The sequence below is a fragment of the Trueperaceae bacterium genome, assembly GCA_023954415.1.
Lineage (GTDB): Bacteria > Deinococcota > Deinococci > Deinococcales > Trueperaceae > JAAYYF01.
The window spans coordinates 35916-61821 of sequence record JAMLIB010000011.1 but is presented as its reverse complement, the minus strand read 5'-3'; the positions used below and the strand labels follow the sequence as shown (position 1 = coordinate 61821).

The following is a 25906-nucleotide window of genomic DNA, read 5'->3' as shown; positions in this document are numbered from 1 at the left end:
ACCGTGACCGCCTCGGCTGCCGCCACCACGCTCGAGGTCCGGGACGGCCTCAGCCTGTCGCTGAGCCGCTGGCGGCCGGAGGCGTCGGTCGGCGCGCTCGTCATCGTCCACGGTTACGGGGAGCACGCCACCCGGCACCTCGAACTGGCCAGGAGCGCCCAAGAGGTCGGCTACGACGTGTTCGCCCCCGACCTGCGCGGCCACGGTAAGAGCCCGGGCGTGCGCGGTGGCGTCCCCGGGTTCGAGGGGATCATCGCCGACCTGACAGCGGTCTTCGCGCAGGCGCGCGCGGCCAACCCCGGGCTGCCGACCCTGCTCTTCGGCCACTCCATGGGCGGCGCCATCGCGCTGCGCTACGCCCTCGAGCGACCCGCGGAGGTGAACGCGCTCGCCCTCTCGTCGCCGTTCCTGCGCGACGCTGTGGCGCGCCCGGCCTGGCTCCTCGCCGTCTCGGGCGTCCTCGGCAAGGTCCTGCCGAACCTGCCGACGGTGAAGCTCGACCCCGCCCTCATCTCGCGCCACCCGGCCGAGGTGGAGCGCTACCGCGCCGACCCGCTCATCTATCACGGCGGCGTCAGGGCGAACGCCGGCGCCACCCTCACGAGCCAAGGGGCCGAGCTGCTGGCGCGCGCGCCCGGGCTCGCCGTGCCGACGCTCGGGGTCGTCGGCACGGCCGACGGCATCGCGGACCCCGCCGGCGCCAGGGCGTTGGCCGCCGCGAGCGACCGCGTGCGGCTCGAGGAGCTGCCCGGCGGCTTCCACGAGTTGCACCACGACGACCCGGGAACGGGTGTGCCCCAGAAGTTCAAGCGCCTGCTCGTCGAGTGGTTGGAAGCCAACGCAAGGCGCGCTTAGGTCGCGGCGCCGCCGCTAGGCGAGGGCGCCTAGCGGCGGCGGGCGTGCCAACGGGCGGCGAGAGCGCTCTGGAAAGCGAGCGAACCCGCCCTCAGGCGAGCACCCTGATCATCAGGCACTTCAGGTAGCGCCCTTCCGGGAACGCCAGGGGCACCGGATGGTCTTGCGCGTGGCCGTTCTCGGCGACGACCTGGGCGCGCACGCCGGCGGCGCGTGCCGCCTCCGCGACGACCTCCTTGAAGGCGTCGGGCGCGACCTGGGCGGTGCACGACGCCGTGAGGAGGAAGCCGCCCGGCCTGACGAGGCGGAAGGCGTCGCGGTTGAGCTTCAGGTAGGCGCGCTGGGCGCGGCGGCGCTGCGAGCTCGCGTTGGCGAGGGAGGGCGGGTCGAGGACGACGATGTCGTGCGTCGGGCCGGCCTCGGCCCAGACGGGCAGCGACGCGAAGATGTCCGCCACCATGGCGCTGTGCTCGCCGGCCGTGCCGTTGAGGCGCACGTTATCCTCGGCGGCCTCGAGGGCGGACCGCGACACGTCGACGCTGACGACGGACGTAGCCCCGCCTGCCAACGCGTAGACGCTGAAGCCGCCGTGGTAGGCGAAGAGGTTGAGCACGGACTTCCCGGCGGCCAAGCCCCTGACGAGCTGGCGGTTGTCGCGCTGGTCGAGGAACATCCCCGTCTTCTGACCCCGCCACGGGTCCATCTTGAAGCGCAGCCCGTTCTCGGTGACTGTCAGCTCCGGCGGCGGGAGCTCGCCCCAGAGCGCCGTGAGGCCGTGGCTCTGCGGCCCGTCCGCCTCGTCGTCCACCTCGGAGCGCAGCGCCACGCCCTTGAGCTTGAGGCGTGTGCCCACCTCCTTGGCGACCTCGGGCAGCAGCCCGTCGAGGGAGGCCGAGTAGCGCTTCATGATCGCGTAGCGCCCGTACCGGTCGCAGACGATGCCGGGCAGGAAGTCGCCTTCGCCGTAGATGAGGCGGTAGGCGTCCGTCCCGGTGCCCGGCAGGTGCTCGCGCAGCTCCAGGGCCGTCGCCACCCGCGCCCCGAGCCACCCCCGGGCGGGACGCGTGGCGCCGTACAACCGCACGGCGATGGCGCCCTCCCCGTCGTACACCCCGTACGCCGCGCCGCGTCCGGCCTCGACACGCACCCACTCACCGCCACGCAGCGCGTTGGGCGGCACGTGGTTCCGGTACACCCACGGGTGACCCGACCTGACGGCGGCCTCGAGGCCTGGCGCCAGGCGGAGCGTCTTGAGCTCGGCGGTGCTCAAGGTGTTACCCGGTCACGAGACATGCAAGACACGAAGCGGACGCGACCCCTCGCCGGTTCACAGGCCCTCCTCGGCTCGAGCGCAGCGACCGCCGGACCGCGGTCCGGCGGTCGCGCGGTGCGGCGGCGGACGGGGTGACGGAGCGGGTCCGTAGCGCTCGGTCGCGCTCAGTCGCGCGGGGCGAGGACGGACGCCATGCGCTCCAGCGCCTCGTTCAGGATGGCGCGCGACGTGGCGAAGTTCAGGCGCACGAAGCCCGCGCCGCCCTTACCGAAGCTGCTGCCCTCGTTGAGGCCCACCTTGGCCCGTTCGGCCAAGGCCTTGCCGGGCTCCTCGCTGAAGGCCGTCGCCCGCATGTCCAACCAGGCCAGGTACGTGGCCGCCGGCGTGTGCATCCGGACGTTCGGGAGGCGCTCACGCACGAAGCCGACAACGTGGTCGCGGTTGCCCTTGAGGTACGAAACGGTGTCGGCCAACCACGGGCCGCCGTCGCGGTAGGCGGCGAGCGTAGCGGCCATGCCTAGGCTGTTGGGGCTCGGGGCGAGCCCGGAGCCCGCCGCCTTCACCCGCTTCAGGAGGGAGGCGTTGGCGGAGACGGCGAAGGAGATGCGCAGGCCGGGGATGTTGAACGCCTTGGTGGGGCCGTAGAGGGTGAGCGTGCGCTGGGCGGCGGAGTCCGACACGGTGGCGAAGGCTACGTGCTCCCCGTCGAAGAGGAGGTCCGCGTGCAGCTCGTCGGACACGACCCAGAGGTTGTGCCGCTCCGCGAAGTCGGCCAGCTGCGTGAGCTCGGCGCGCGTGAACACCTTGCCGACAGGGTTGTGCGGGCTGCAGAGCATCATGATGCGCGTGGCGGGGGTGACGGCCGCCTCGAGCGCCGCGAAGTCGATCGCGTAACCGTCATCGCCCCGCACCATCTCCACCTCGACGGGCACGCGCCCGACGGTCTCGATGGCGTGCTTGAACGGGGGGTAGAGGGGCGTGAGGAGCAGGACCTCGTCACCCGGCCCCGCCAGGGCCAGCGCCGCGAGACCGAACCCGGCGCTGGTGGAAGACAGCATCTCCACCTGCTCCGGCGGGACGACGAGGCCGTAGCGCGAGCCGAGGCGCTCCACGACGGCCTCACGCAGCCCGGGCGGCCCGTAACGGTCGGGATAGCCGAGGTCGTCTGCGGCTAGGCTCGCCCGGACGGCGTCCTTGATGGGTTCCGCGAGAGGGAAGTCCATCTCGGCCACCCAGAGGGGGAGCACGTCGGCGGGGAAGGCGTGCCACTTGGCGCCGGGGCGGGCCCTGAGCGAGTCGAGGGAGATGTCGTCATAGCGATGGCGCTCCATGCCGGCGAGTCTACCGCTTGCGCCGGTCCTGTCGGCCGACGCCGGGGTCGAGGCGGCAGGGCTAGACTCGTGAGGCGTGCGAGTCTCCGTCAGAGTCCCAGAGTGGGCGTGCCAGCTCGTGTCAGACGACACCGACATGCTGCGTGCCCCCGAGCCGCTCGACCCGGTCGCCACGTCCCACGTCGAGTTCGAGTTCCCGGACGACGCCTACTTCGAGTACGGCTTCGTCGACGCCCAGGGCAAGCTGCGCCCCGACCCCGCCAACCCCGTGCGCGCAGACAACCCGTGGTTCCCGGACGCCAGCGCCCTCAAGGGCCCCGAGTACGCGCCCGATCCGTTCGCGACGCCGGACCGCTCGTTGGAGCGCGGGCGGCTCGAGCGGCTGCGCGTCGTCAGCGCTGCCTTGGACGGTCAGGTGCGGCGCGTGAGCGTCTACACTCCGCTGGGCGGCGAGCGCGCGGAGTTGCCCCTCGTGGTCGTTCAGGACGGCGTCGCCTTCCAGCGACTCGCCGGCGTGCACCTCGCCGCCGAGGCCCTGGCCGCGCGCGGCCAGGCGCGGGCCGCCCGTTTCGCGTTCGTCGAGCCCGTCGACAGACGCGTGGAGTACGGCTTCTCGCGCGCGTACCTGGACTTCCTCCAGGAGGAGCTCGTTCCGAAGCTCGAGGGTGAGAACCCGAGCAGCGGCGAGCGGGTCTGGCTCGGCGTGAGCCTCGGCGGGCTCGTGTCCGCCAACGCCGCCATGGCGCGCCCCGGCGGCGCCGACACGGTGGTGACGCTCTCCGGCGCCTTCCTCGGCACCCCCGAGACGCTGGAGTTCTACGCCACGCGCGACTCCTGGCTCCTCGAGCGCCTGACCGACCCGGCCGTCGGCCTACCGGACAGGTGGTACCAGGAGGTCGGCACCATCGAGTGGCTGACGGACGTGAACAGGCGGATCGCCACCGCGCTCGGCGCGCGCGCCGTCGAGACGGCTTACGTGGAGCGGCACGCCGGTCACAACTGGACGAACTGGCGTAACGGCGTGGCCGCAGCCCTGCGCTTCGCCTTGCGCCCCTAGAGCCTCCCGCGCGCGCCTTGCGCTGGGTAGCATGTGACCAGCGGCGCAAGCCAGCCGCGCCCTCGCACACCACGCGCAGCGCCAGGCTCTCCGCCCCAGGCGAACGGCCGAGCGAGCAGACCACGGAGGCAGCAGGACATGGGACATCGCATCGAGAAGGACACGCTTGGCGAGGTCAAGGTGCCGGAGGAGCGCTACTGGGGCGCGCAGACGCAGCGGTCGCTAGAGAACTTCAAGATCGGCGGCCAGCGCATGCCGCTCGAGCTCATCCGGGCCTTCGCCGTCCTCAAGAAGGCGGCCGCCCAGACGAACGCGGAGCTGACCGACTTCCCGGCCGCCAAGGCGGACCTGATCGCGCGCGTATGCGACGAGATCGGCGCGGGCAAGCTCGACGACGAGTTCCCCCTCGTCGTGTGGCAGACGGGCTCCGGCACGCAGTCGAACATGAACGTCAACGAGGTCGTCGCCAACCGGGCCAGCGAGCTGATGGGCGAGGCGCGCGGGAGCAAGAAGCCCCTCAACCCGAACGACGACGTCAACAAGAGCCAGTCGAGCAACGACACGTTCCCGACCGCCATGCACATCGCGGGCTACAGCGTCATCGCCGAGCGCACCCTGCCGGAGCTGCGCGCGCTGCAGGCGGCGCTCGAGGCGAAGGCGCGCGAGTTCGCCCACCTCGTCAAGATCGGCCGCACGCACCTCATGGACGCGACCCCGCTAACCCTCGGCCAGGAGTTCGGCGGCTACGCCACACAGGTACGCAAGAGCATCGAGGCCGTCGAGAACGCGCAGGAGCACCTGGCCGAGCTCGCCCTCGGCGGCACGGCCGTCGGCACTGGGCTCAACACCCCTCCGGGCTTCGCCGTGAAGGTGGCCGAACGGATCGCCGAGCTGACCGGGCTGCCCTTCAGGACGGCGGACGACAAGTTCGAGGCGCTCTCGGCGCACGACGCCGTCGTCGAGGCCTCCGGCGCCCTCAAGCGCACGGCCGTCGCCCTCTTCGCCATCGCGAACAACGTGCGCCTCCTCGGCTCGGGGCCGCGCTGCGGGATCGGCGAGCTGCGCCTGCCGGAGAACGAGCCCGGCTCGAGCATCATGCCGGGCAAGGTGAACCCGACCCAGGCCGAGGCCATGACGATGGTCTGCGCCCAGGTGATCGGCAACGACGCCGCCGTCAGCGTGGCCGGCACGCACGGCCACTTCCAGCTGAACGTCTTCAAGCCGGTGATGATCTACAACCTGCTCATGTCGGCGAACCTGCTGGCGGACGCCTGCAACAGCTTCCGCGTCCACTGCGTGGACGGCATCGAGGCCGACGAGCGGCGCATCCGCATGCACCTCGACAACTCGCTGATGCTCGTCACGGCCCTCAACACGCGCATCGGCTACTACAAGGCCGCCGAGATCGCGCAGAAGGCGCACCGCGACGGCTCGACTCTCAAGGAGGCCGCCGTCGCCCTCGGCTACCTCACGGCGGCCGAGTTCGACGAGACCGTCGTGCCGGAGAAGATGGTCGGCTGAGGGGCTTCGCCCTAGCCGCTGGGCCCGTCAGTCGCCGCGGTCTCAGCGCCGGTTGTCGATGACCTCGGCGTCGTCGGGCAGGCGCCGCACCTCTTCCGGGTCGAGCCCCTGGTCGATCACGAGGTCGTTCGCGTTCAGCTCGGCCATGACGCGGCCGTCAGCCTCCATGAAGACGAGCTGGCGCGGGAGCCAGTCCGACGAGAAGACGCGGGCGATCACGTCTAGGATCAGCGCCTCGGGGTCCTTGTTCTTGAACTCGATCACGTAGACGTCGCCGTCGGCGCCCTGCTCGACGTCCGCGATGGTCGCCACGTAGCCGGCGAAGATGGCGCCGAGGTCGAAGGAGATCTCCGCGCTGGCGCCGTCCTCGCCCTTCGGTAGGAGGCCGCCGAGAGCGTCGGGGTCGTCGGCGTCGAACACCATCACCTGGTTCGTCAGGAACGTGTAGTTGTACACGGCCGGACCGTCGAGGACGATCTCGTTGTCCGCGAGCGCGTCCGGCTGGATGATGTAAGCGCTCGCGAGACCGGCCGGCGGCACCACCTGGATCTCGATCTCGAGCGCGATGATCGTGCCGTCCGTGTCGACGAGCTTGCCTTCCAACAGGAAGGAGGCGTCCCGCAGGTCGCGCGCCGCGGTCGTGACGTTGTCGAGCACGGTGTCGACATCCAACGCCTGCGCGGCGGCGGACGGCGCGATCAGGGCGGCACATAGGGTCATGGCGCCGAGGACGGCGGAGAAGCTGCGTCTGGTACGTGGCGCGAGGTGGGGGCTCGTCTGCTTGGGCATGGCTGAATGTTATCCGTCTCACACCCGGCGCTCCATGAAGGCCGCTTTAAGCTGCCCATCATGCCGCCGATGACCCCGGTGCTACTCTTTCGCCTGAAAGGGGGCAGGTCATGAAGAGACTCTTCGGAGCCATCCTGCTGCTCATCCTCGCACCGATCGTGCTCGCCCAAGGCATCGTCGTGAGCCCGCAAGCCATCGTCGTCAACCCGCTTCCCAGCTTCGGTGTCCAGGTCTGGCTGGACCGCGACACCTCGGGCGACGCCAGCCCCGTCTACCAGATCGGGGAGGAAGTCAGGATCAGCGCGCGCGTGGACCAGGCCGCCTGGGTCTACATCTTCGACGTCCGCCCGAACGGCGACGTGACCCAGATCTTCCCGAACCGCTACGACGACAACAACTACCTGGCGGCGGGCGAGACCAAGACCCTGCCCCCGGGCAACGCCCGTTACGTCTTCAACATCGCCGCCCCCCGCGGGCTGTCGAAGGTCATCGCCGTGGCCAGCAAGACGCAGCTCGACACGTCGACCCTCGCCCGCTTCCAGCGCGAGAGCGACATCTTCGCCCAGAGCATCATCGGCGAGCAGGGCTTCGCCCAGAGCTTCGCCATCGTCGTCAGGCCGATCCCCCAGCAGGACTGGGTGACGGACACGGCCCTGTACTACGTCGGCGACCGCCCGGCGCAGGCCGAGTACGGCACCATCGAGCTCCGCTCCAGCCCTAGCAGGGCCTCCGTATACGTCGACGGCGAGTTCGTCGGCTACACACCCATGCGTTTCGGTGCCCGCGCCGGCAGCCACAACGTGCGCGTCGAGTCCGACGGCTACGAGCCGTACACCGAGTCCTTCAACCTGCGTGGCGGCGAGACCAAGACGGTGAATGCCCAGCTCCAGCAGGTCCAGCGCTCCGGCACGATCTCGTTCACGAGCTCGCCAAGCGGCGCCGACGTCTACGTCGACGGCCGCTACGTCGGCACCACTCCGACCGGCCAGCTCCGCTTCGAGCCCGGCACGTACACGGCCCGTTTCGAGCGCGATGGCTACCAGTCCACGAGCGTGCAGTTCACGGTCCGCCGCGGCGAGGACCGCACTGTCGACGGCCGCCTAGCGGCGCTAACCTCGTCCGTGGTCGTGCGCGGCAACATCGGCGGCGCCCTCGTGTTCATCGACGGCCGCCAGGTCGGCACCCTGCCCAACGGCTCGGGCCGCCTGCAGATCAACGACGTGGCCCCCGGCAGGCACGAGCTCGTCCTGATCGCGCCCGGCTACGCGACCTACGTGACGACCTTCGACGTCAGCGCCGGCCGCGACACCGAGTTGAACGTCCGCCAGTCGCGCTTCTAGGCGCCAAGCCCCCAAGGAGAACCGACAGCCCCGCCGCGGCACGACGCGGCGGGGCGTTCTCATGGCTCGCGCGCCTTCGCCAGACGGCACGGGAGCACGCTGGTCGGCGCCCGGATGAGCCGGTGCGCCTGGCGGGCCGCGCGGGTACGGTCGCGTTACAATCCGCGTATATGCGTGACGCGAACACGCTCGTCGCCGTCGTCCTCGCCGGCGGTGGGCACCGCGACCGCCTGGCGCGCGCCGTCGGGGTGGAGTCCAAGGCGCACGTGCCCTTGGGTGGCGTGCCGCTGGGCGAGTACGTCCTCGCGGCGTTGCGCGCGGCCGCCTGCGTAGGCAGGACGGTGTACGTCGGCGACCCGGCGGGGAGCTTCTCCGGTCTCTACGACGTGCGGGTGCCGGCGGGCGAGCGGCTCGTCGACTCGCTGGCGCTCGGCGCCGGGGCCGCGCTCGCCCAACCGGGCGACCCGCGGTGGCTGCTCGTCGTCACGGCGGACGTCCCCTGGCTCACCGGGGCCGCCATCGAGCGGTTCGTGGCCGGCGCCAAGGCCCTCGTGGATCGAGACGGCGCGCCCGCGCGCCTCGTGTACCCGGTCGTCACCGAGGCGGACGCGCGCGCGCAGTTCCCGCAGCAGGACCGCACCTACGCGGCCCTGGCCGACGGGCGTTTCACCGGCGGCAACCTGGCGCTGCTCCGTGCCGACGCCGTACCGGCCCTCCTGCCGCTCATGGAGCGGGCGTACCGCAACCGCAAGAACCCCCTGGCCCTCGCGCGCCTCGTCGGCCTCGGCACGCTCCTCAGGCTCCTACTCGGGCGCGCGTCGGTACCGCAGCTCGAGCGCCGCGTCAGCGACCTGCTCGGCGCCCCCGCGCGCGCCCTGATCAGCCACGACGCCTGCCTGGCCGCCGACGTCGACCGCCTGGAACACCTGCCAGGCACCCTTGCCGCGGACCTGCCTCACCTCACCGCGCCGGTAGACCTGGCCCGGCGGACCTAGCCATCGGGAGAGACCCTTGAGACGACCAGCCCAGCTCCGCATCGCCGCCCTCCTCGGCGCGTCCTCGGCAGTCGCGTTCGCGCTGCTGCTCGCCCTCCTCGTGCATTGGGCCTTGGGGCGCGCGGGGCGCCTCGGCTACTCCGACTTCAACCTCGCCGGCCTCGTCGAGGGCGTCGTCTTCGTCCTCACGTACTCCGGTGCGCTCATCTACGTGCGCAGCGCGCTGCGTCTGCCCAGCCCAACGCTCCTGAGCTTCGGCCTCAGCGTCCCACCGACCACCGGGCGCTCGGCTGCCAAGGTGCCCGTCGTCGACGCGGCGCAGGTGCCGAGCTCCATGCTCGAGAACCGGATCGTCATCGTGCAGGAAGGCGGTGTCCCCATCGGCATAACGGGCCTGCACCACGACCGCATCACCTCGTGGGAGGAGCTCGTCAAGGTCGAGGAGGACATGGTCGTCACGGACCTGCGCCGCGTCCTCGCCCACGAGCAGTTGGCCGTGATCGTGGCCGGCTCCGAGGTGCGGGGGATCGTCACCCAGGAGATGTACTTAGCGGGGCTCTGGGGGAGCGTGCGGTAAGCCTTACGCTCGTAGCCGGTGAGCCAAGGGGATCAGGCAGCCAGCGCCGGAGCCGAGGGGACGAGGACGACCCGCGGGCCCGGGCGATCCGGCACGCTGGTGGGCTGAGCCCCACCCGCAGCTCTGGTCACAGCGAGCTAGCGAGCGGCAGGTACGGCTCGGCGTCCGCCCGCAGGGGGTGCTCGGGCACACGACCGTATGCCAGGCGCATGGCGCCCGCCAACGCGATCATCGCGCCGTTGTCAGTCGCCAGTGCCGGTGGCGGGAACGAGACGTCGACGCCGGCCGCCGCGAACTCGCGGCGCAGCCTGGTGTTCGCGGCCACCCCGCCGGCGACCACCAGGCGCGAGAGCCCGGTCCGTGCCAGCGCCCGCAACGTGACGCTCACGAGCGACCCGACCACCACGCGTTCGAACGAGGCCGCTACGTCAGCCGGCTCGAGCCCGGGGTCGCGCTCCAGCAGGAGCGCCACCGCCGTCTTCAGGCCGCTGAAGGAGAACTCCAGGCCCTTGTCGCCCTGCATGGGGAAAGGGAGCGCCACCGCCGTGTCGTTCCCGGAGGCCGCCAGGCGCGCCAGCGCCGCTCCGCCGGGGTAGCCGAGGCCGAGGAGGCGCGCTACCTTGTCGAACGCCTCGCCCGCGGCGTCGTCGCGGCTGCGCCCGAGCTCCTCGACGTCGTCCCAGCCGCGCACGGCGAAGAGGGCCGTATGACCGCCCGAGGCGAGCAGCGCGACGAACGGGGGCTCGGTGCCGGCGGCCGCGAGGTGCCCCTCGAGGTGGTGGACGGGCACGAACGGCACGTTCAAGCCCCACGCGAGCGCCTTGCCGTAGCCGAGCCCGACGAGGAGGGCGCCGACCAGCCCGGGGCCGCGCGTCGCCGCGACGGCGTCCAGGTCCGCGAGCTCGACTCCGGCTTGCGCCAGCGCGCGGCTCACCACGTCGTCGATGACCTCGAGGTGCTCACGGCTCGCGAGCTCGGGCATCACTCCGCCGAAGCGGGCGTGCAGGGCCGTCTGCGACTCGACGGCGTTCGCTATGACTTCGCTCCCTCGGGCGATCCCGACGCCAGTGTCGTCGCACGACGTGTCGATGCCGAGGACGAGCGGCCGCTTCGCCGCCGAACCGTCGCCCGGCACGTCCGCGCGTCGCTCGCCGCTCGCCGCCCCCGCGCTCAGAAGCGCTCCACCGTGTAGCCGCCCGCCGTCGCCAACTCGAGCACCTCGCCGCTGGTGCCGACGAAGCGCCCGAGCGCCTCCTTGCAGGCTGCGACACCGTCCGCGTCGGTCACGGCCCCGACAGTCGGGCCTGCCCCCGACAGGAAGGCCGCGTAGGCGCCGGCCGCTGAGAGGTCGGCCAGGGCCGTAGCGAAGCCCGGCACGAGGTGGGCCCGGTAAGGTTGGTGGAGGACGTCGAGCGAGGCCGCGCGCAGTAGCTCGGGGCGCGCCTGGGCGACGGCAGCGACCCAGAGGGCGGACCGGGAGGCCGTGAGCACGGCGGCGCGCCTGCTGTACTCGTCCGGGAGCGCCGAGCGCGCCTCGGAGGTGGCCAGCTCGAACGGCGGCACCCCGAAGAGGAGCCGCCACCCGGGCGGCATGGTGAGCGCCGCCGCCAGGAAGTTGCCGTCGGCGCCTGCAGCAGCGACGGTGAAGCCTCCGAACACGCATGGGCCGACGTTGTCAGGATGGCCCTCGAGCGCGGCCGTGAGGTCGAACACGCCGTGCCTGCCCAGCTTGCCGCCCGTGACGGCGTCGGCAAGCGCGGCGCCGGCGACCAGGGCAGCCGACGAGGAGCCGAGCCCGCGCGCCAACGGTATCGGGTTGTCTGCCGTGATGGCGACGGGCGGAGCCGCCAGCCCCAGGTGCTCGTGGACGGCGCGGAAGCCGCGGTGGATGAGGTTGTCCGGCGTGCTGGGAACGCCGCCCCCGTCAGGGCCTTCGCCGCCGCCCCGTCCGCGGTACACGAACACGTCGGTCTCGGAGGGCTCGAGCGTGACCTCGAGGTGAAGGTCGAGCGCCAGGCCGAGGGTGTCGAAGCCCGGCCCGAGGTTGGCGCTGCTGGCCGGGACGTGCGCACGAAGCATGTGGGGAACGCTACCACCTGACGCGCCGGGGTGTGGTCCGCCGTTGGCGGCCATGCTCGCCCCCGCGCGCCCAACGTGGTCGTCAGTTACCGGCTGCGACCGGCTCTGCCGCTCCCCGAACGGTGATGGCCTCGCGGTGGCAGCTTTCGTACGCCCGCGCGTAAGCGCGGTGGCCGGCGTCAGCGCAACCCGGCGAGGGCGTCGGGCAGGCCCTCGGCGACGTCGCTCGCCACGAGGCCGATGCCGTGCCGCCGCGCCGCGACCTCGCCCGCGACGCCGTGCAACCAGACGGCCGCGCACGCGCGCTCGAACGCTTCTTCGCGCCCACCGGCCGGCGCGAGCACGGCACCGAGGACCCCGGCCAGCACGTCGCCCGTGCCGCCCGCCGCCATCCCCGGGTGGCCGCGTTCGGAGACGGCGAGCCGACCGTCGGGCGCCGCGATCACCGTGGTGGCGCCCTTCAGGACGACCACGGCGCCGTACCGCGCGGCCACGTCGTTAGCGGCGGCCAACGGGTCGTCCGTGACGACCGCGGTGGTCGTGCCGAGGAGGGCGGCGGCCTCGCCGGTGTGTGGGGTCAGCACCGCAGCGCCAGGCCGCTCGCGGGACGCGGGCGCGGTGCCCGCGTGCGAGGCGGCGGTCCCGAGGGCGATCGTTCCGGCGGCGAGCGCTCCCAGCGCGGCGGCGTCCAGCACGACCGGGCCCGGGGCGAGGGTCAGCAGTTCGGGCAGGTGGGGGAGGAACTCCTCGGCGAGGCCCGGTCCGATGACCAGGGCGGCGGCGCGCTTCGGCTCGATCAGCCCCGCTACCGCGTCGGGCACGGTGCCGGCCGGCACCCCCATGGTCTCGCCCCTGGCCCTGCCTGCCTCGGCCCGCTCGAAGATCGTCTCCGGCCAGGCCGACGGGTGGCGTTCCGGGCCTACGAGGGTGACGAGGCCGGCGCCGGCCCGCCAGGCGCCGCGGCACGCCAGCTCGGCAGCTCCGGCGTAACGCCCGGACCCGGCCACGACTGTGACGGTGCCGGCCGTGTACTTGTTAGCGGAGCGCTCTCTAGCGGGCAGCCACGCCCTCACGGCTTCCGCGTCCAGGAGAGCGATGCCGCCCACCTGGGCCAGCACCGCGCTAGGCATGCCGATGGGCGCGAGGACCCGGACGCCGTAGTGGCGGCTCGTCGCCGGGAACGCGCCCCCCACCTTGCGTCCGGCCAGTTCCACGGTGACGTCCGCCGTCACGTGCGGCCCGGTCGCCCGCGGGGTGTCGGTAGGCAGGCCGCTGGGGACGTCGATGGCCACGACGGGCGCTCCGAGCCCTGAGAGAGCGCTCAGCAGCCCGCCCAGCCAGCCGTCCGCCGACCGGTCGAGGCCGCTGCCGAGGAGGGCGTCGACGATGACCGTGCGCTCGGCCACCAGCCGGCGCACGTCCTCCACGCCGGTAAGCGGGGCGGTCACCGCGCCGCTTACCAGGAGGGCCGTGCGGGCGCGCGCCGCGTCCGTCCGGTTGGGTTCGGGGCTCAGCTCGAGTACCTTGACGTCGAGGCCCGCCGCGCGCAACTTCCTGGCGCAGACGTAGCCGTCGCCGCCGTTGTTGCCCTTGCCGCAGAGGATCACGGCCCTGCGGGTGCCGGGGTAGCGGCGCAGCACCTCGCGCGCCACCGCCGCGCCGGCGTTCTCCATGAGCGTCTCGCCGCTCACTCCGGCCGCGGCCGCGCGCTCGTCGGCTTCCCGCATCTCGGCCGCGTGGTAGAGCTTCACGAGCTCGCCGGTCGGTCCCGCTAGATGAGCGCCCGGTCGATGCGCGCCAGCACGTCGTCGGTCAGGCTCAGCTTGGCGGCACCGACGTTCTCCTCGAGCTGCTCGACGCGGGTGGCGCCCGTGATGACGGAGGCCACGTTCGAGTTGCGCAGGATCCAGGCGAGGGCCAGCTGACCACGCGTCACGCCCAGGTCGTCGGCCACGTCCTTGAGGGCGCGCACGCGGGCGGCGTTCTCGTCGTTGAAGAACCGCTCCTTGAAGCTCTCGAACTCCGCGAAGCGCGAGCCGGCCGGTACGCCGCCGTCGTACTTGCCGGTGAGCATGCCCTGCGCCAACGGGCTGAAGACGACCACGCCCACGCCCTTGGCGCTCGTGACCGGCAAGACCTCGTTCTCGGCGCGCTCGCGGCGCAGCATGGAGTACTCGGCCTGCTCGACGACGGGCGCGACGAGGCCGTTCGCCTTCGCGAAGGTGACAGCCTCCGCGATCTGGGCGGCCGACCACATGCTCGTGCCCCAGTAGTGCGTGCGGCCGGAGCGCACGACGTCGGAGAACGCCTCCACGGTCTCCTCGAGCGTCGTCTCCGGGTCGTAGCGGTGCGCGAAGTAGATGTCGAGGTAGTCGAGGCCGAGGCGGTCGAGGCTGCGGTCGATCGACTCCAGGATGTGCTTGCGGCTCAGGCCGCGGTCGTTGACGTCGTCGGACATCTTCCCGAACACCTTGCTGGCCACCACGAGGTGGTGGCGCGGGGCGGCGGCGGTCAGGGCGGGGCCCATGACCTCCTCGCACTTGCCGTTCGCGTAGACGTCGGCCGTGTCGAAGTAGTTGACCCCGAGCTCGACGGCGCGCTCGATCAGGCGGGTCACGCGGTCCTGCTCGGCGACCGTCTGTCCGTAAGTCGTCCAGCCGCCCAAGCTCACCGTGCTCAGCTTGAGGCCGCTGCTGCCAAGCCTGCGGTAGGTCATCTCGTTAGCCATGCCGCTAGGCTAACCCCTCCGCGGCGCCGTGAGCACGGTAGGTGCTGCCGGTCCGGCGTAAGGGCGCGGTCGTGGCGGCGCCCTTACGACCGTCGGTCGCCCCGGCGGTGTCAGCGCTTCCCGAAGGAGTGGTCGAGCATCGGACCGAGCGGCCTGCCGCCCAGCAAGTGCATGTGCAGGTGGTAGACCTCTTGGCCCCCATGGTCCTTGCAGTTCACGATCAGGCGGTAGCCTTCGCCCAAGCCTTCCCGTTCGGCTATCTTGCGCGCCGCCGTGAACATCCGGCCTAGCGCCGCCTCGTGCTCGGTCTCGGCGTCGGCTGCCGTCGGGACGACGGCGTTGGGCACGATGAGCACGTGCACCGGGGCCTGCGGGTGGATGTCGCGGAACGCGGTGACGAGGTCGTCCTGGTAGACGATGTCGGCCGGGATCTCGCGGCGCACGATCTTGGCGAAGAGCGTGTCCTGGGTCATGACCAAGTGTACGCGGGCCGCCAGGGAAGCCGCGCGGTGGCCGGACGCGCGCAACGGTTTGCGGTCGCGGGCCCCTTGCCACGGTGCCGGCAAGGCGACCGGCGAGGCTCGTGACGCCGACGAGCGGCCCCGCGAGGGGCGCTCAGGCCGCCTTCAGCTCGCTCATGGTGAAGAGCGCATGGAGCGCCACGCCCTCGGCCGCCAGCGCCCCGCCGCCGCCCGCCTCGCGGTCGATCACGCATAGCGCCGTCTCGACGGTGGCTCCCGCGCCGCGCAGGTCGCGGGTCGAGAGCACGACCTGGCCGCCGGAGGTGACCACGTCCTCGATCAGGAGCAGGCGCCTGCCCGCCACCTCGCCCCCCTCGGCGAAGCGCATGGTGCCGTACTCCTTGGCCTTCTTGCGCACGAACAAGGTCGGGATGCCCGTCACTTGCGAGAGCATGACGGCCAGCGGCACGCCGCCGAGCTCGAGCCCAGCAAGGGCGTCGACGCCGGCCGGCACGAGCGGTGCGAGCGCCTCGGCGATGGCGCGCAGCAGCCGCGGGTCAGACTCGAACATGTACTTGTCGAAGTACTCGGTGCTCGTCGCGCCGGAGCGCAAGCGGAACTGGCCGTGGACGAGGGAGCGATCGGTGATGGCGCGGGCGAGGGCTTGGCGCTGCATGCCGCGATGTTACCCGCTGGGCGCGTCGCACGGCCGGCCGCGATGCGCGGGTCGCGCGTAGGCCATCAGGCTTGCACCCTACCCTGGCGACCTCGTGACGTTCGGCCTACCGGCCGGCTCGCAGGTGGGGCTGTTGACTGGCTCCGCGTCGGCGACTACACTCTAGATGCTTTTGCGACTCATTCGCAAACAAGAGAGTGAGAGGCCCGAATGACCGACGACAAACGCACCTCCGGACCCCGGACGCAAGGGAGTGGACCGGCGGCCTCGGCCGGCCGCCTGCCCGTGACGGTCCTCTCAGGCTTCCTCGGGGCGGGCAAGACGACGCTCCTAAACCACGTGCTCAACAACCGCGAGGGGCGGCGGGTCGCGGTCATAGTCAACGACATGAGCGAGGTGAACATCGACGCCGACCTCGTCTCCCGCGACGGGGCGGCCCTCTCGCGCACGGAGGAGACGCTCGTCGAGATGACCAACGGCTGCATCTGCTGCACGCTGCGCGACGACCTCCTCGTCGAGGTGTCGCGCCTCGCGCGCGAGCGGCGCTTCGACTACCTGCTCATCGAGTCGACCGGCATCAGCGAGCCCCTGCCCGTCGCGCAGACGTTCGTGTTCGAGGACGAGACTGGCAGCAGCCTCAGCCGGGTGGCGCGGCTCGACACGATGGTGACCGTCGTCGACGCCAACGCCTTCCTGACGGACTTCTACGGGTTCGACGGCATCGGCGAGCGAGGCGAGAGCCTCGGCGCGGACGACGAGCGCACGGTCACCGACCTGTTGACCGACCAGGTAGAGTTCTGCGACGTCATCGTCCTCAACAAGTGCGACCTCGTCCCCGCCGACGAGCTGCGCCAGGTGGAGGCGCGGCTGCGCGCGCTCAACCCCGGCGCCGAGATCGTGAGGGCCGACCACGGCAAGGTCCCCCTGGACAAGGTCCTCGACACCGGCCTCTTCGATCTCGAGACCGCCGCCACGTCGGCGGCCTGGATCAAGGAGCTGGAAGGGGTCCACGTGCCGGAGACCGAGGAGTACGGGGTCCGTTCGTTCGTCTACCGCGAGCGCAGGCCGTTCCACCCGCAGCGCCTGGACGAGTTGCTGGACAGCGAGGCCTTCGCCGACGTCGTGCGCGCCAAGGGCCTCCTGTGGGTGGCCACCAGGCCCGCTTACGTCGGCCTCCTGTCGTTGGCCGGGCGCACCATCACCCTCGACCCCCTCGGGACGTGGTGGGCCACCGCGCCCGAGGCGAGCTGGGGAGTGGAGGAGAGCGACAAGGCCGCCATCAAGGCCAACTGGCACCCCGAATGGGGCGACCGCAAGCACGAGCTCGTGTTCATCGGCATCGGCATGGACGAGCGGGCCATCCGCGCCGACCTCGACGCGGCGCTAGTCACGGAAGACGAGGCCGCGGCCGGCGTGGCGGCGTGGTCCACCTTCCCCGACCCGCTGCCTGCCTGGGAATGAGCCCGGCCGCTCACGCGTGCGCCGCGCTCGGGCCGGACCTGTGCGGAGGCGGGTGGCCTATGCTAGACTCGCTTGCTCGTAAGCGGGGCGCTTGGGTCGCGCCGCACCGTCACTCATGCTCTACCGGGGTCTTCCAACCCCGTAGCAACGGAGGAAGCAATGCCGCGCGTCTGTGCCGTAACTGGGAAGCGCACCCAGAGCACCACCACCAGCATCCGCAAGGGCTCCGCCAAGCGCAAGGGCGGCGTCGGCCTCAAGCAGGTCGGCGTGCACAAGCGCACCCTCAAGCCGAACCTGCAGAAGCGCACCGTCTGGGTGGACGGCCGCCCCATGCGCGTCTGGCTGAGCGCCAAGGCCATCCGTCAGCTCGACCCGACCGTGTTCGTCAACCCGAACAAGCCGGCCTGAGAACCGCAGCACGCATGACCGGCGCGGCACCGCTCCACCAGGGCGGTGCCGTTTGCGTTCGGCTGTCCGGGGTGACCGTGCGCTTCGGGGACTTCGAGGTCCTCAAGGGCGTGTCGTTCGACCTGCCGGCCGGCGCCTCGTTGGCCGTAGTCGGTCCGAACGGGGCCGGTAAGTCGACGTTGGTCAAGGTCATCCTGGGCCTCGTCGCGCCGCTCGAGGGCACGGTCGCCGTGTTCGGCGAGCAGCCGGGGGCCAACCCGGGGCGCGTCGGGTACGTGCCCCAGCTGAAGACGTTCGACCGCACCTTCCCGGCCACGGCTCTGGAGCTGGTGGCGACTGGGTTGCGCCGGGAGTGGCCCGGCCGTGTGCACGCCGGCGAGCGCGAGCAGGCGCTCGCGGCCCTGCGCCGCGTGGGAGCCGAGCAGCTCGCCACTAGGCCGCTCGCGCGCCTCTCCGGCGGCGAGCTGCAGCGCGCCTACCTGGCCCGCGCCTTCGTGCGGCGCCCCGAGCTCGTGCTCCTCGACGAGCCCGCCACGGGCGTCGACTACCTGGCCGAGCGCGACATCTACGACCTCCTCGAGGAGTACCAGGCCGACAGCGGGGCCGGCGTCGTGATGGTGACCCACGACCTCACGGCCGCCCGCTACCACGCCGACCGAGTGCTGGTCCTGAACCGCACGGCGCGCGGCTTCGGCCTGCCCGAGGACGTCCTATGCGACGAGTGCCTGGAGGACGCGTTCGGCCACAAGCACCACGGGCACGGGCCGAGGGTGTGAGCGCGCCGGCACCGCGGCGGTCTTCGCGAGCCGGGGGCCGCTTGAGGACGCTGTCCGCGCTGGACGGCGAGCGCGCATGAGCCTGGTGGAGGCCCTCGCGCTGCCGTTCTTCCAGCGCGCCGTACTCGCCGGGCTCGCCATCGCCGTGATGTCTGGCGTTCTCGGGGTCTTCGTCGTGCAAAGGCGCCTGTCGTTCCTCGGCGACGGCCTCGCCCACGCCGCCTTCGGCGGCATGGGCATCGGCGCGTTCGTGATCGTCACGACCGGCCTGATCGGTTCGAGCATTGCGCTCCTCAAGCACCCGTTGTGGATAGCCCTGCCGTTCAGCGTCCTGGCGGCGCTGGCGATAGCCGCCTTGCGCAAGCGCACGCGCCTCAGCTCCGACACCGCCATCGGCGTGGCCTTCGCGGTCAGCGTCGCACTCGGCGTCATGTTCTTCTCGCTCATCCCGCCCGACGTCAACCTCGGCCTCTCCGTCATGGACCTGCTGTTCGGCTCGATCCTCGGCGTGCGGCAGGGCGACCTCCTCGTGATCCTCGTCGTGGCGGTGGCGGCCGTGCTCGTGCTCCTCGCCACCTGGGGGCGGTTGGCCTACGCGACCTTCGACGACGAGCTCGCGCGCGGCGACGGGGTGCGCGCCGAGGCCCTGGAACTCGCGCTCTTCCTCGTCGCCGCCGTGGTGATCGCGGTGAGCGCCACCGTGGTCGGGATCGTGCTGATGGCCGCCTACCTCGTCATCCCGGCCGCGGGTGCGAGGCTCGTGGCCCGCACCCTGGCGCAGATGACGGCGCTCTCCGTCCTGATCGGGGTGGCGAGCACCCTCGTCGGCCTGGGGCTGTCGTTCTACCTCGACGTACCGAGCGGGGCGACCATCGTCCTCACGCAAGCCGCCATGTTCGTGCCCGCGGCGGTCTTCGGCGCGAGGCGGTAGCCTAAGCGCCCCCCTCGACGAGCTCCGGCCACAACGCGTCGACCCGCCGCTTGACCTCTTCAGGCATGACGAGCTTCTCCGGCCAGTCGCGCGCGAACCCTTCCGCGCTCAGCTTGGGGGTGCCGTCCATGGTGAACACCGGGGCGCCGTCGGCGCTCTTGATCACCTGCACGTCGCGCTCCGGGTCGATGTTGTTGAGGAGCGTCCACACGCAGTCCTCGAAGTCGCGGGGGTCGCACAGCTCGTCGAGCACGGCGATGACACGCACGCCTCCCACCGCGGCCTGCCGCGCGGCCCACTCGCCCAGGTGCCTGCCCTGGCCGGGGCGCTCCTTGCGCGTCGTGATGAACCAGAAGCCGCCGGCCACCTGGTGCTGATCGAGGATCTCGGCGTGAGCGGGCAGCTCGGCGGCGGCGCGCTCGGGGTTCGGCTCGAACGCCGCGCCCTCGCCGCCCTGGGCGCCACGCTCCTCCGGCGCCTTGCTCGTGCCGTCCAGGATGAGCTTCGAGCCGTAGCTGAACGCCCTGCTCGAGTGATCGAGGACGTCGATGGGCCCCTTGGCGAACTGGCTGTCGCGCCCCGGCACCGCCCTGGCGATGACGTGGCGCCAGAACCCGAGGTGGTCGCGCGGGTCGGCGTCCTGCGCGTCGGCCACGAGGATGACCTTGGCGAACATCATCTGCCCGAGACCGAGGAGGCCGTTCGCGACCTTGTAGGCCTGGCCCGGGTAGCTCTTCCGGATCAGGACGTTCACGAGGTTGTGGGCGATGCCGGCCGGCGGCATGTGGTAGTCGGCGATCTCGGGGAGGATGAGGCGCGCCGGCTCCAGGAAGATGCGCTCGCTCGCCTCGATGAGGTAGGCGTCCTCCATGGGCGGGCGTCCGACGACGGTGGCGGGGTAGAGGGGGTCGACGCGCGTGGTGAGCGCCGTGACGTGGAAGCGCGGGTAGAGGTCGGGCAGCGTGTAGAAGCCCGTGTGGTCGCCGAACGGCCCCTCCACGACGGGCTCCTCGAAGGGGTCGACGTACCCCTCGAGGACGATCTCGGCGTGCGCAGGCACGTCCAGGTCGACGCTGACACCCTTCACGACCTCCAACGCCTTGCCACGCAGGAAGCCCGTCAGCGAGTACTCGTTAACGCCCGGCACGGGCGGCAGCGGCGCCGTGGCCGCGTAGATGAGGGCCGGATCGCCGCCGATGGCCACGGCCACCGCGAGCGGTTCGCCGCGGCGCCGGGCCGACTCCAGGTGGCGGGCGCCCGTCTTGTGCCGCTGCCAGTGCATGGCCGTGCTCCGCTGGTCCAGGACCTGCATGCGGTACATGCCGACGTTGACGTCGCCCTTCTCGGGGTCGCGGGTGATCACGAGCGGCAGCGTCACGAACGGCCCGCCGTCCTTCGGCCACGTCGTCAGCACGGGCAGCTTGGTCAGGTCGACCTCCGCGCCGCGCGCCACGACCTGCTGCGCGGGGGCGGTGCGCACCCGCTTCGGCGGCAGCGTGGCCACCTCGCGGAGCTTGGGGAGGTTCGACATGAGGCCAAGGAGGCCGCCACCGAGCTTGACGTCCATGAGCGCCCGGATGCGCTCGCCGACGTCGTCGAGCGTCGCCACGCCGAGCGCCATGGCCATGCGCTCCCTGGTGCCGAACAGGTTCATCACGACGGGAACGCTCATGCTCCTGCCGTCGCGGTCGACGGGCCGCTCGAACAGGACAGCCGGGCCGCCGCCCTTCACCAGGCGGTCGGCGATCTCGGCCATCTCGAGGTACGTCGACACTGGCCGCCTGACGCGGACCAGCTGGCCGCGCTCCTCCAGCAGGGCGACGTAGGCGCGTAGGTCGGTGAGGCTCATGCTGCCACGCTAGCTGCCGTGCGGAGTACCGCCGAGTGGCGTGAGACCCGGGGGCTCGGCGACGCCCCGCGGCGGCTCGGCGGGAGCGCCAAGGCGTTCGGCCAACGCCCTGCGCAGGCCGGCGAGCCCCTCACCAGTAGCGGCCGACACGGCCACGGCGTCGTACCTGCGGCCGAGCTCCGCGATGACCTCGCGCTCGGCGGCGTCGAGCTTGTTGAGAACGACGAGGCTGGGCACGTCGAGCTCGAGGTCCGCCAGCACCCGCCGCACGGCGTCGACCCGGTCGGGCGCCCCGGGGGTCGCGCCGTCCACGACGTGAAGCAGGAGGTCGGCGTCGTGCAGCTCCTCGAGCGTGGCCCTGAAGGCGTTGACGAGCTCGTCAGGGAGGTCGCGGATGAACCCGACCGTGTCGGTGAACACGACCTTGCCGCCGACCCCGCCAAGCTCCGGCAGCCACCCCTCGCGGCTCGTGGGCCTCAGCGTGGCGAAGAGCGCGTCGCGCGCCAGCACGTCCGATTTCGCGAGGACGTTGAAGAGCGTCGACTTGCCGGCGTTCGTGTAGCCCACGAGCGCGACGGTCATGACGTTGCCGCGCCTGCGCTGCTTGCGCGTCTCGCTGCGGCGTTTACTGAGCGCGTCGACCGTCTCCTCGAGGCTCGTGATGCGGTCGCGGATCTTGCGGCGGTCCACCTCGAGCTTGGTCTCGCCGGGCCCGCGCGTGCCGATGCCGCCACCCAACCGGCTCATGGCCTGACCGCGACCCGCGAGGCGCGGCAACTGGTAGTTGAGCTGCGCGAGCTCGACCTGCACCTGCGCGTCGCGCCCCCTGGCGTTCTGGGCGAAGATGTCTAGGATCACCTGCGTGCGGTCGAGCACCTTGAGCTTCGTGAAGGCCTCGATCTCCCGCGCCTGGGCGGGGGAGAGCTCACGGTCGAAGACGAGCAGGTCGGCGTCCTCGTGGAACGCGAGCGAGACGGCCTCCTGCAGCTTGCCCTCGCCGACCAGCGTGCGCGCGTCCGAACGGTCGCGGTGCTGGACGCTCGTGGCGGCGATCTCGCCGCCGGCGCTCCTCACCAGCTCGGCGAGCTCACTCATGCGCGACTCGGTCTCGCCTGCCCCTTCCTTGTGGGTGGCGAGGCCGATGAGCACGGCCCGCTCGGCGCTGCTCCTGGTCACCTCGCGCGCCGCGTCGGAGCGGGCCAGCTCCTCCTCGAGGGCCCGCACGCGCTCCAGGAAGTCGATCTCTTCCAGGGCCCGCATGCTGAGCGGCGCCTCGATTAGCCAGTCCTCCTGGTCGCTCGTCGCGGGCGCGACGAACGCCAGGTGCGCCGGCCCGACCGCGAAGCCGGCGCGCGGGTCGCGCGCCTCGCCCACGTCGATGGCCACCACGGCGTCAAGCCGGTTGATGAAGAGCGTCGTGAGGTCGGGGCCGGAGAGCCCCCCGGGCTTCAGGTGCGTGTGCACGAGGCGCAGGCCGTACAGCCGGGTCTCGGCCTCGCCCCTCACCGGCGGCAGCGGCGTGTCGGCGGCGTCGCCGACGGCGACGGTGAGCACCCGTCCGCGCCGGTCTATGAGCAGGCACACCCCCCTCTTCAACTCGACCGTGAGCTCTGCCATGGCGCGCGCCAGCTCCCCGGTGACGGCCGCCTCGGGCGGCACACGCCGCCGGTACAGGTTGCTCAGACGTTTGACTTGGTTGCTCTTCAGGCCGGACGTGCGCCCGTGGATCTTCTCTATGGTCTTCGAACTCCTCTCGCGAGGCGCCCCGCGAACGCGGGCCGGCCCTCGCGGGGCGGCCCAGCCGCCCTCGATGCGGCCATTCTAGCGCTCTGGACGCGCGTGCTACGCTCGTTCGCGATGCAGTACCCGTACGCGTGTCGCACGGCGCTAGCGCTCGTCATCCTCCTCGCACTCGCGGCGAGCGCAGCGCAAAGCCCGGCCGGGCGGACGTTGCGCGCCGCGCGCAACGCCGGCACCCTGTACGTCGAGCTGACGACCTTGGCGCGGGCCAGCGGCGCCGTCGCGACGTCGGACGGCACGGCGCTCACGTTCAGGGGTGCCCAAGGGGTGGTCACGTTCTTCGCCGGCTCCTCCGACGCGCTGCAGCAACGCCCCGGCGATCCCGGCCCCGTCGATGTGAGCTTGAGCGCGCCGGTCATCGAGGTCGACTCCGACTGGTGGGCGCCCCTGTCTGCGCTCGACCTCCTCGGGGTCGCGCCCGCGCCCGACGCCGCCGCGTCGGCCACGACCGACGCCGTCACCGTCGGCGGCGAGGAGTTCCGGCTCGCGCTCGAGCCGTTCCCGGGCACGAGCCCGCCCACCCGGGTCGCCGCTGAGGACGGCGACGGCGCGCCGTGGGAGGCCGACGTGCTGCCCGGCGAGGTGCCGGTCCTGCGCTTCTTCGACGGCGACGTCAGCCTCTCGCTCCTCGACCTGGCGCTACTGCCCATCGCCAGGCCCGACCTGACCCGCGCCGTCGACGCGGTCCTCGACGAGGCCGCGCAGACCGCCGGGGCGGGCGACAGCCTGCTCCTCCTCCAGGTCGTGGCGCTCGCAGAAGGCGCGTGGGAGCCGGCGCTGCGGTTCTCCCAAGGCGACAGGGAGCTCGAGGTCCGCTACCCGTACCGCCTGCTGGTGGTGAGCGGCGCCGCGGACAGCGTCGGGCCCGAGGAGCCGGTGGCCGGCGTGGTCCTCCTGCCGGCCGGCTTCGACCTCTACGCGCCCCTGCAGGTCGAGTGGCGTGGCACGCAGGCCGTCGTCACGTTCAGACGCTGACGGCCGTCCGCCTAGTACGCTGGCGGTAACTCGACACCGGCACGCGCCGGGGGCGCTCGCGCGTCACCGTCAGCGGCAGCCGGTCGACCGGAGGTACTCCCATGAACCTGGTCATCTCCAGCGCCGTGCGCACACCCATGGGCGCGTTCCAGGGCGCGTTCGCTACCGTGCCGGCGGCCCGCCTCGGCGCGGCGGCGGTGGCCGAGGCCGTGCGCCGCGCCGGCGTGGCGCCTGACGGCGTCGACGCCGTGCTCCTCGGCAACGTCCTGCAGGCCGGCCAGGGCCAGGCGCCGGCCCGCCAGGCCGCCATCCACGCAGGGCTCTCGCAGGCCACGCCGGCCGTGACGCTGAACAAGATGTGCGGGTCCGGCCTGGAGTCCGTGATCCAGGCCGGCAGGGCGGTCCTGACCGGCGACGCGGAGGTGGTGGTGGCGGGCGGCATGGAGTCCATGACGAACGCCCCGTACCTGACGCTCGGCGCGCGCGCAGGCCTGCGCCTCGGCGACGCCAAGCTCGTCGACTCGCTCATCCACGACGGCCTCTGGGACGCCTACGGTGACAAGCACATGGGCTCGTGCGCCGAGCTCTGCGCCGCCAAGTACTCCTTCTCGCGCGCCGCGCAGGACGAGTACGCCGAGCGCTCCTACCGCCGCGCGCAGGCGGCCGTCGAGGGCGGCACGTTCGCGGCCGAGATCGTGCCCGTCGAGGTGGCCGGGCGCCGGGGAACCGTCAGGGTCGAGCACGACGAGGGGCCGAGCCAGGTCGACTTCGAGAAGATGCTCAAGCTGCGGCCCGCGTTCGAGCCGACCGGCACGATCACGGCCGCCAACGCAAGCACCTTGAACGACGGGGCGGCGGCGTTGGTCGTCACGAGCGAGGGCGTCGCCACGAGCCGTGGCATGCCCGTGCTCGCCCGCATCCACGGCTGGGCAGGCGCCGCCGTGGCACCGGAGTGGTTCACCGTCGCGCCCGTCGAGGCGACGCGCAAGCTGTTCGCCAAGCTGGGCTGGACGCCCGAGAGCGTCGACCTCTTCGAGGTGAACGAGGCGTTCAGCGTGGTGCCGATGGCCGTCATGGCGGAGTTCGGCCTGAGCGCCGCCAGGGTGAACGTACTGGGCGGCGCCGTGGCCCTCGGTCACCCGATCGGGGCGTCCGGGGCCCGCATCCTCGTGACCCTCATGAACGCGTTGCGGCTGAGCGGCAAGCGCCGCGGCGTGGCGAGCATCTGCATCGGCGGCGGCGAGGGGTTGGCCCTCGGGCTCGAGCTGGCCTGAGGAGCCTAGGTCCTGCCTTCGTCCTGCCCCGCGAGGTTCTCCGGCAGGCGGCCCATCTGGACCGCCTCCGCGACCATGGGCGAGATGCCCCAGGCGACGATCTCGAACGCCACGGCCGCGTAGTCGTACTCGACCTTGTCCATCTCGATCTCGACGGAGCCCTCCTGGATGGTCAGCACGGCGTAGTCGGCGCCGGGCTCGCCGTTGAGCGACAGGCCGACGGAGCCGGGGTTGACCACCAGACCCGTCGGCCCTACGCGGCGGAAGAACGGCACGTGCGTGCCGCCGGCCGCCAGGACCGTGCAGCGGTTCCTCTCCAGGAGCCGCGTCAACGAGTGGGGGTCCTGGTTGAGGTTCAGCGGCTCGCCCGTGTCGTCGGCCGTGCCGTGGAAGAAGCGTAGCCACCCGACGGGCGTAGAGAGGCGCTTCTGGATGGGCAGGCTCCTGAGGAACGTCAGGTGCCCCGGCTCCAGGACGCCGAGCGTCCAGGCGAGGATGTCGTCGGCCACGCCACGCCTGCGCTTGCCCGAGGCCGCGAAGCCGTACGCGAGCCGCTCGTCGGCCGCGCCCATGGTGCACATGACGTGCTCGGAGCGGATGAGGTCGAGCGTCTCGTTCGGCGCCGGTCCGTAGCCGACCAGGTCGCCGAGGCATACGACCGTGTCGACCCCGCGACGCTTCATGGCCGTCAGGGCGGCCTCCAGGGCGATGACGTTCGCGTGCACGTCGCTTATCACCCCGATGATCACG

At 72.0% G+C, this 25906-nt stretch carries 24 protein-coding genes; 12 read left to right on the top strand and 12 right to left on the bottom strand.

Annotated features, from left to right (window positions below):
* Nucleotides 1–3: 3 nt before the first annotated feature.
* On the top strand, nucleotides 4–855 hold the full coding sequence (locus M9914_12755) for a lysophospholipase (protein MCO5175047.1): 852 nt from the start codon (nucleotides 4–6) through the stop codon (nucleotides 853–855).
* Between the two features lie 91 nt (nucleotides 856–946).
* Here M9914_12755 and M9914_12750 read toward each other — a convergent pair whose 3' ends face one another.
* Nucleotides 947–2125, bottom strand: coding sequence for a class I SAM-dependent rRNA methyltransferase (locus tag M9914_12750; GenBank protein MCO5175046.1), 1179 nt, complete (start codon nucleotides 2123–2125; stop codon nucleotides 947–949).
* A 167-nt stretch (nucleotides 2126–2292) separates the two neighbouring features.
* Entirely contained in the window at nucleotides 2293–3459 is a 1167-nt protein-coding gene (locus M9914_12745) for a PatB family C-S lyase (GenBank protein MCO5175045.1), read from the bottom strand.
* Nucleotides 3460–3535: 76 nt separating this feature from the next.
* Between M9914_12745 and M9914_12740 the strand changes: the two genes are divergently transcribed.
* Together M9914_12740 and fumC are read left to right on the top strand one after the other, a co-directional pair.
* Nucleotides 3536–4516, top strand: a complete 981-nt coding sequence (locus M9914_12740; protein ID MCO5175044.1) for an alpha/beta hydrolase-fold protein — start codon at nucleotides 3536–3538, stop codon at nucleotides 4514–4516.
* A gap of 138 nt (nucleotides 4517–4654) precedes the next feature.
* Nucleotides 4655–6037 (top strand): class II fumarate hydratase, encoded by a 1383-nt coding sequence (gene fumC, locus M9914_12735; GenBank protein ID MCO5175043.1) that lies wholly within the window; start codon nucleotides 4655–4657, stop codon nucleotides 6035–6037.
* A 42-nt stretch (nucleotides 6038–6079) separates the two neighbouring features.
* Here fumC and M9914_12730 read toward each other — a convergent pair whose 3' ends face one another.
* On the bottom strand, nucleotides 6080–6826 hold the full coding sequence (locus tag M9914_12730; protein MCO5175042.1) for a hypothetical protein: 747 nt from the start codon (nucleotides 6824–6826) through the stop codon (nucleotides 6080–6082).
* A gap of 110 nt (nucleotides 6827–6936) precedes the next feature.
* On the opposite strand from M9914_12730, the gene M9914_12725 reads away from it, so the two are divergent.
* The 3 genes from M9914_12725 to M9914_12715 all read left to right on the top strand — a co-directional run bounded on the left by M9914_12725 (nucleotide 6937) and on the right by M9914_12715 (nucleotide 9738).
* Nucleotides 6937–8166, top strand: a complete 1230-nt coding sequence (locus M9914_12725) for a PEGA domain-containing protein (GenBank protein MCO5175041.1) — start codon at nucleotides 6937–6939, stop codon at nucleotides 8164–8166.
* Nucleotides 8167–8336: 170 nt separating this feature from the next.
* Nucleotides 8337–9161, top strand: coding sequence for an NTP transferase domain-containing protein (locus M9914_12720; protein ID MCO5175040.1), 825 nt, complete (start codon nucleotides 8337–8339; stop codon nucleotides 9159–9161).
* A 16-nt stretch (nucleotides 9162–9177) separates the two neighbouring features.
* Nucleotides 9178–9738 (top strand): hypothetical protein, encoded by a 561-nt coding sequence (locus M9914_12715; GenBank protein ID MCO5175039.1) that lies wholly within the window; start codon nucleotides 9178–9180, stop codon nucleotides 9736–9738.
* A 127-nt stretch (nucleotides 9739–9865) separates the two neighbouring features.
* Here the strand turns inward: M9914_12715 and tsaD are convergent, their stop codons facing one another.
* From tsaD to pyrE, 6 genes are all read right to left on the bottom strand, one after another.
* Nucleotides 9866–10873, bottom strand: a complete 1008-nt coding sequence (gene tsaD / locus M9914_12710; GenBank protein MCO5175038.1) for a tRNA (adenosine(37)-N6)-threonylcarbamoyltransferase complex transferase subunit TsaD — start codon at nucleotides 10871–10873, stop codon at nucleotides 9866–9868.
* Nucleotides 10874–10908: 35 nt separating this feature from the next.
* Nucleotides 10909–11817 (bottom strand): homoserine kinase, encoded by a 909-nt coding sequence (gene thrB / locus M9914_12705; protein MCO5175037.1) that lies wholly within the window; start codon nucleotides 11815–11817, stop codon nucleotides 10909–10911.
* A gap of 179 nt (nucleotides 11818–11996) precedes the next feature.
* Nucleotides 11997–13568 carry an NAD(P)H-hydrate dehydratase gene (locus tag M9914_12700; GenBank protein ID MCO5175036.1) on the bottom strand — a complete coding sequence of 524 codons (1572 nt, stop codon included), beginning with the start codon at nucleotides 13566–13568 and terminating at the stop codon, nucleotides 11997–11999.
* A 20-nt stretch (nucleotides 13569–13588) separates the two neighbouring features.
* A complete protein-coding gene (locus M9914_12695; GenBank protein MCO5175035.1) occupies nucleotides 13589–14545 on the bottom strand; it encodes an aldo/keto reductase family protein in 957 nt (318 codons plus the stop codon).
* Between the two features lie 110 nt (nucleotides 14546–14655).
* Nucleotides 14656–15018, bottom strand: coding sequence for an HIT domain-containing protein (locus M9914_12690; GenBank protein MCO5175034.1), 363 nt, complete (start codon nucleotides 15016–15018; stop codon nucleotides 14656–14658).
* A 142-nt stretch (nucleotides 15019–15160) separates the two neighbouring features.
* Complete coding sequence (gene pyrE, locus M9914_12685; GenBank protein ID MCO5175033.1) at nucleotides 15161–15682, bottom strand: orotate phosphoribosyltransferase; 522 nt, start codon at nucleotides 15680–15682, stop codon at nucleotides 15161–15163.
* Between the two features lie 210 nt (nucleotides 15683–15892).
* On the opposite strand from pyrE, the gene zigA reads away from it, so the two are divergent.
* The 4 genes from zigA (at nucleotide 15893) to M9914_12665 (ending at nucleotide 19258) form a co-directional block, all read left to right on the top strand.
* Nucleotides 15893–17143 (top strand): zinc metallochaperone GTPase ZigA, encoded by a 1251-nt coding sequence (gene zigA / locus M9914_12680; protein ID MCO5175032.1) that lies wholly within the window; start codon nucleotides 15893–15895, stop codon nucleotides 17141–17143.
* Between the two features lie 159 nt (nucleotides 17144–17302).
* On the top strand, nucleotides 17303–17551 hold the full coding sequence (locus M9914_12675; protein MCO5175031.1) for a 50S ribosomal protein L28: 249 nt from the start codon (nucleotides 17303–17305) through the stop codon (nucleotides 17549–17551).
* A gap of 71 nt (nucleotides 17552–17622) precedes the next feature.
* A complete protein-coding gene (locus M9914_12670) occupies nucleotides 17623–18327 on the top strand; it encodes a metal ABC transporter ATP-binding protein (GenBank protein ID MCO5175030.1) in 705 nt (234 codons plus the stop codon).
* Between the two features lie 76 nt (nucleotides 18328–18403).
* Complete coding sequence (locus M9914_12665) at nucleotides 18404–19258, top strand: metal ABC transporter permease (GenBank protein MCO5175029.1); 855 nt, start codon at nucleotides 18404–18406, stop codon at nucleotides 19256–19258.
* Nucleotide 19259: 1 nt separating this feature from the next.
* Here M9914_12665 and M9914_12660 read toward each other — a convergent pair whose 3' ends face one another.
* Both M9914_12660 and hflX read right to left on the bottom strand, forming a co-directional pair.
* Nucleotides 19260–21107 (bottom strand): menaquinone biosynthesis decarboxylase, encoded by a 1848-nt coding sequence (locus M9914_12660; protein MCO5175028.1) that lies wholly within the window; start codon nucleotides 21105–21107, stop codon nucleotides 19260–19262.
* A gap of 9 nt (nucleotides 21108–21116) precedes the next feature.
* Entirely contained in the window at nucleotides 21117–22766 is a 1650-nt protein-coding gene (gene hflX / locus M9914_12655; GenBank protein MCO5175027.1) for a GTPase HflX, read from the bottom strand.
* Between the two features lie 198 nt (nucleotides 22767–22964).
* Here hflX and M9914_12650 point away from each other — a divergent pair, with 198 nt between their 5' ends.
* Nucleotides 22965–23882, top strand: a complete 918-nt coding sequence (locus tag M9914_12650; GenBank protein MCO5175026.1) for a hypothetical protein — start codon at nucleotides 22965–22967, stop codon at nucleotides 23880–23882.
* A 101-nt stretch (nucleotides 23883–23983) separates the two neighbouring features.
* Entirely contained in the window at nucleotides 23984–25156 is a 1173-nt protein-coding gene (locus M9914_12645) for a thiolase family protein (protein ID MCO5175025.1), read from the top strand.
* A gap of 5 nt (nucleotides 25157–25161) precedes the next feature.
* Here the strand turns inward: M9914_12645 and M9914_12640 are convergent, their stop codons facing one another.
* Entirely contained in the window at nucleotides 25162–25881 is a 720-nt protein-coding gene (locus M9914_12640; protein ID MCO5175024.1) for a metallophosphoesterase family protein, read from the bottom strand.
* Nucleotides 25882–25906 lie beyond the last annotated feature (25 nt).